This is a genomic window from Ferruginibacter sp., assembly GCF_031430955.1.
Taxonomy (GTDB): domain Bacteria; phylum Bacteroidota; class Bacteroidia; order Chitinophagales; family Chitinophagaceae; genus Ferruginibacter.
The window spans coordinates 1-4,854 of the sequence record NZ_JANPCM010000059.1 but is presented as its reverse complement, the minus strand read 5'-3'; the positions used below and the strand labels follow the sequence as shown (position 1 = coordinate 4,854).

The window sequence follows — 4,854 nt, the reverse complement described above, 5'->3', positions numbered from 1 at the left end:
GGGTATCAGCCCAATGGGTACAATAATCTCCCACCTGTTTTTTACACTCCTGTTTAATAAATCCGTATCGAGTAAATGAGCAAACCTTACTCCAATACTTACGGGTAATGAATTCCACACTTTGGTATCAAAATATAATTCACCTCCCGTACTGCGGTTAATAATTTCTGCTAGTTTGCCATTACTAAATCTTGCTAATGAATTATTATAATCATAAAAAGCATTAGCCCTTATACGTTGAAAATAAATTATACCACCAACACCCCAGTCAGGATAACACAATGGAAAATGATAATTGAATCCTAACTTATACATCCGTCTTGTGCTTAATGCTTCGTAACCTCTTGCAAAAGAAAAAATATTACTGAACAAATCAGGTAACGTATCTCTTTTTTGATAAGCCCCATTTATTACCAAACTATGATTGACTCCAATACCGGGAAAATATAATGCTGCATTACCCACCAATTTATGGCTGTTTCTAAAATTAAAAGCATCCCTGTAATTAACTGCAATACTTTGTGCCCACCGTGGATTAATATGTTGCCTTGCCCTGCGGCTTACATTACTAACAGAAAAAAACGCATTGGCATAATTGATAGCTTTATTATTAAAAATATTTTTGCTTACACCTGAATACAGATATTGTTCAATATTATACCCTGCACCAAAATTTAAAAACTTATTCGTTCGTCCGCCAATAAAATTTAAAGGAATTGAAAACCCTGTTTTTAATGTAGCGGAATTAAATATAACAGACTTACCCAATGCAGTATCGATCGTACGGTTAAAACTTTCCTCTGCCCCAACACTTAATACAGGAAACCAACCGGCAAATGCACTGCTGATACCAACGGTATGGCTTTTATCGTTTCTGTTGTAAGTGTAACTGATAATATTACTAAAACTGCTGAGTACATTATCGCTGTACAAACTGTAACCAAATTCCGGATCGGCAATTACCGGCCTGCGGCTATGAAAATTAAAAAGGTGAAGTGATTTTTTATATTTTGTAATGGGGTTTTGTTTTTCAGTTAAAGCATATAAAGAACCTGCACCACTTTTACTCAATGCTTTTTTGGTATAAAGGCTGCCTGTATTAGAATAAGTTACCGAACCTGTATCAATTCGTTGCCAACTCATTTCGTTAATATTGAATGTTGCCAACCTTGACCCTTTAACAGTAAAGGCGGAAAATACCATTTTACCTTTTGAATTTACAGACGGGTGATATACACCATTTATGTTTTTTGTGATGCTGAATATTTTTTCATCTGATAGGGTTATTGCAAAAATTTTATCTGCATTATTATTCATCATTGTAAAATATACAGTATCTCCTTTTACAAATGGATAACCCAAAACATTGAAAGAAGGCGTTGTAATATATTTGGCTTTTCCTGTAGTTAGATCTACTTTAAGTAATCCCATCGTTCCATCTGGAGTTCTTGCAGCAGACACCGCCGTATTGTGATCTATATATTTTGTTTGCGTAAAAAAATAATTCTGAGGGTTGGGCACTTTTAATATCACTTCTCCTGTAGAAGCGTTTAAGCGATGTAAATTATTGGTGCCGTCTGTATTTACACTTACTGCCAGTATTTCGCTGCCATCAGCATTTATATCCGGCGAAAAATATTTTGATTTAAAAGTTAATTGCTTTTGTTGTTTTGATTTTATATCCAGTAATTGAATTACGCTGTAATCCCTGTTGCCCCACCGTGGGTCGGATTGATAAGATGCGTAAACAATTTTGCCGTTTTTATAAGAGTAGTAATCATCAATAACAAAATTCTTTACCCTTAGTTTTTCTTCCTTACCATTAGCCAGTAAATAAAAAGCATTAACTTCTTTATAAGATTTTTTTGTAACTAAAATACTGTCGTCTCCAATAAAATTAGGGAACAGGTAATCTATAACATTATTTTTTTTAATACCTGTCAGGTAATTATTAGCAGTTGCTTTTTTTTCTTCTAAAAGAGATTTTTCTTTAAAAAAGTTTACCGCATCCTGCCGGAATTGTTTAAACGGCACACCCGAATGTTTTTCTATGGCTTTATTAAAAAAACTTTTAAACCTTACTGCATCATTGGTAACATTATTCCAAAAATTTTCTCCGTACTTTTCATAACCATACGCCACCAAAATATATCCCAGCGGATAATGATCGGGTACAAAATCTTTTAAAGAACCGCTGCGGTATTTCATCCAGCTGTACTTTTTATTTTCTAACCAAAGCGATTTAAAGCCATTGTAAAAAGCAGGCATCCTTCCACGTCCCTGTGCACTTACTAAAGTTTCCTGCCATACTGCATCCCCTTCAAAAAAATAATCAGGTAAAAATAGTCCGTTGGCAAACAACTGTCCTTCCTGCCCTAAAAAAAACGTAAATAATTTAGTAAGCCCTTTATTAAAATTACTGAACTGCTGCATGTGCCTGTTTTCGTGGGTAATCAAATTATCATCCCATCTTATACTTCCGGTATTAAAATTATCCTGGCCGGGTGTCATAAATAATTCACTCATTATTGGTGCCATACGAACATAGGCGTTAGGAATAGTGGTTTGATTTTGTAAAATAATATTCCATTTGCGCTGGCTGCCACCAATTGTTTTTGATGTGGCACTGTCCATTAACTGTACTGCATTGGCAATGCGGTTAGCCTGGCTGTCTAACCCCTGCGGAAAAATAACCTTTGCTTTTGAGGTATTTATTTGTTTCCATTTTACTGATGGAGCGTTACCACCAAAATTTTGTGCTATGCAAAAAAAAGGTAATAAAAAAAATATAACCGCAGCAGCAATAAGTTTTACTTTTATCATAGCTTAAAAATACAAATCATTATTGATAAAATAAATTACAACAAATGCTTGAACCCAACTTTTCTCCATTTCCTGAAATTATTACCGAAAGGTTATTACTGAGCAGCATAGAAAAAGACGACTCCCCAGAATTATTACTGTTACGCAGCAGCGAAAAAGTAATGGAATATATTGATAAGGAAAAATTAAAAACTTTAGAAGAAACTGAAACGCTAATAAAAAGAGTTAATGAAGATGCAGCAAACAATGATGGCATTACCTGGAAAATAAGTGTAAAAGAAAATCCCGGGAAATTAATTGGCACTATTGGCTTTTGGAGAATAATAAAAACGCATTACCGTGCCGAAGTGGGTTATATGCTGCACCCCGATTTTTGGAAAAATGGTTTAATGAAAGAAGCACTGCAGGCAGTTATTGATTTTGGATTTAACACTATTCATCTACATAGTATAGAAGCTCATATTAATCCGGGCAATGCTGCATCAGCTGCACTTTTAGAAACTACTGGCTTTGTAAGGGAAGCTTATTTTAAAGAAGATTTCTTTTTCCAGGGGAAATTTTTAGATACTGCCATTTATTCGCTGTTAAACAAAAAATAAAAACGCTGCCCTTAAAAAAGAACAGCGCTTAATTTACCCCGTGATCAACATTTTTTACATTTTTGGTAATACTACATGATCAATTACATGTATTACACCATTGCTTTGATTAACGTCTTTAATTGTAACATAAGCAACGCCACCGTTTTCATCTTTAATAGCAATTTTCTTTCCTTTCATCATTATCATTAAATTTCCGCCGGCTACAGTTTTTAATGTTGCAGTACCTTTTCCAGCTTTAATTAATTTTGCCAGATCCATTGAAGAATATTTACCTGAAACCACATGATAAGTTAGCACACCGGTTAAAGCAGCTTTACTTTCTGGTTTTAATAAATTATCTACGGTACCGGCAGGTAACATTTCAAAAGCTTTATTGGTGGGTGCAAATACTGTAAATGGTCCGGCACTTTGCAATGTGGCAACCAGCCCGGCAGCTTTTGCTGCAGCTACCAATGTGGTATGGTCTTTACTGTTTACTGCATTTTCTACAATGTTTTTTGAAGGATACATAGCGGCACCGCCTACCATTTTAGTATCTTCCATTTGAGCAAATGAAGCATTGAAGAACAATGATGCCATTGCTACAAAAAATAATTTTTTACCCTGTTTCATAAATGTGTGTTTTATTTTTTATTATTAAAGTTTACACAAACACTTACGAGGGATGAAAATTATTGGATTGACTTTTTTAAATATTTTTTTTGTTGAAGTTTACAACAGTTTTTGAGAGATAAAATAAATCGGCTAATGAAAGGTGAGAGGAAATTTATTAGAGAGGGATTAAATTTTACCCATGCTTACAACTTTGGTAGGCACTGGGCTACCGCCTTCTTTTTCCAGGGAGATGGCAAAGAATTCGGCCCTGCCAAAAGATTTCATCTTTTGCATACGGAATTTTTTACCCTTATCATTTGTAATTATCATACCGCCGTCAACAGGCTTGCCATCAACAATTGCCCAAAACTGGTATTGCATGCCCGATGGAGCATCAGGTAAATTACTGGCATCAACCATTACTTCTTTTGTATTCTGCATCCAGAAAATTTTTGCAGAAGCATCAGGCATTGCTTCCTGGCCTTTAAGCGAAACAGGCATACTATACGGACTGTGTACCACTTCCATATCCTTGTTCATGTCTGTCATTTGCTGATCTGCAAGTGATAATTTTTGCTGCGCCTGCTGTAAATTATTGTTTGCCGTGGTATATTTATTGAAGTAAATAAAATTCATTGCTGCACTTCCTATTAATAATATTACCGAAGCTGCCACAGCCCATTTCCAATAATTTTTTATAGGTATAACTGTAGCAGTTTTTGCAAAATCGTTACTATTGGCTGCGGTTACAGGAGTATTTATTTGGGCAAACAATTTATCTTTTACAGCAGCACCTGGTACAACTGCATTTACCTGGGCATAATCTTCCAGCCCC

4 protein-coding genes are annotated in these 4,854 nt (G+C 35.1%); 1 reads left to right on the top strand and 3 read right to left on the bottom strand.

The window, feature by feature from the left end; all coding sequences use genetic code 11:
* A partial coding sequence (locus ACY65O_RS01650) for a TolB-like translocation protein (protein WP_462219108.1) occupies nucleotides 1-2,823 on the bottom strand: 2,823 nt, incomplete at its 3' end.
* 44 nt (nucleotides 2,824-2,867) lie between these two features.
* On the opposite strand from ACY65O_RS01650, the gene ACY65O_RS01645 reads away from it, so the two are divergent.
* Entirely contained in the window at nucleotides 2,868-3,422 is a 555-nt protein-coding gene (locus tag ACY65O_RS01645; protein WP_462219107.1) for a GNAT family N-acetyltransferase, read from the top strand.
* 54 nt (nucleotides 3,423-3,476) lie between these two features.
* Here ACY65O_RS01645 and ACY65O_RS01640 read toward each other — a convergent pair whose 3' ends face one another.
* Entirely contained in the window at nucleotides 3,477-4,037 is a 561-nt protein-coding gene (locus ACY65O_RS01640; protein ID WP_462219106.1) for a fasciclin domain-containing protein, read from the bottom strand.
* Nucleotides 4,038-4,205: 168 nt separating this feature from the next.
* Nucleotides 4,206-4,854, bottom strand: a 649-nt coding sequence (locus ACY65O_RS01635) for an anti-sigma factor (protein WP_462219105.1), incomplete at its 5' end; no start/stop codon positions are given.